Genomic DNA, 828 nt, shown 5'->3' with positions numbered 1-828 from the left:
CAGCCCCCCCCACGGCAGTACCGGTAGAAAAACCGGGGCCAGCAGCCCCAGTGCAAGCGCGACCATTGCCGTGCGCATAAGCCCATCCTTGAGAGTCCCTCTCCAGGCTTAGCCGGTGCGGGGCACCGTCGGCGTTAACAATTGTCACAAAGTCTGAATCTCCGGATTGTAGAATCCGGACATACTTGCGGCCTTACTGCTTTGACCCGACCGAGAAGCCTTATGCCCCGGCGATTATTCAAACGCTACATGCCTGACCCCGCGAGCATTCGGGAACATAAATCCTTACGCTTTCTCGGTACCCTGCTGCACGATCCCAACCTCTGGCACCTCAATCGTCATTCGGTGGCGCGGGCGATGGCCGTTGGCCTGTTCGCCGCTTTTCTGCCGATACCGCTGCAAATGCTCCTGGCCGCCGCGCTGGCCGTCACGGTGCGCGGCAACATCCCGATCGCGGTAAGCCTGGTCTGGCTGACCAATCCCATCACCATGCCCGCGGTATTCTTCTGCACCTATCAGACCGGCGCCTGGCTGATGGACGTTCCAGCCCGGACGCTGCCGGACGAATTGACCTGGGAATGGATCACCAACCAGCTGTCAACGTTGTGGCAGCCATTTTTGCTGGGGTCGGTCGTCACGGGATTGGTGCTTGGGGCCTTGGCTTATTTCGTCACCATGGCGTATTGGCGATGGTGGGTTGCCAGGCAGTGGCGGCGGCGCAAGCGCAGTCGGATGAGAGAAAAACTGGACTGACCGCGTTTCCCCTCCAGCCACGACATTCCGGGTTTAATCCAGACTCCTTGTGGGAGCGAGCCTGCTCGCGAAGAG

1 protein-coding gene is annotated in these 828 nt (G+C 60.3%); it reads left to right on the top strand.

The features are described 5' to 3' along the window. Positions 1-222 precede the first annotated feature (222 nt). Positions 223-753 carry a DUF2062 domain-containing protein gene (locus ACE04F_RS25270; RefSeq protein ID WP_486110400.1) on the top strand — a complete coding sequence of 177 codons (531 nt, stop codon included), beginning with the start codon at positions 223-225 and terminating at the stop codon, positions 751-753. Positions 754-828: the final 75 nt, after the last annotated feature.

The sequence above is a fragment of the Pseudomonas sp. AGC41 genome (assembly GCF_057334555.1).
This window is presented reverse-complemented; position numbering and strand designations above follow the sequence as displayed.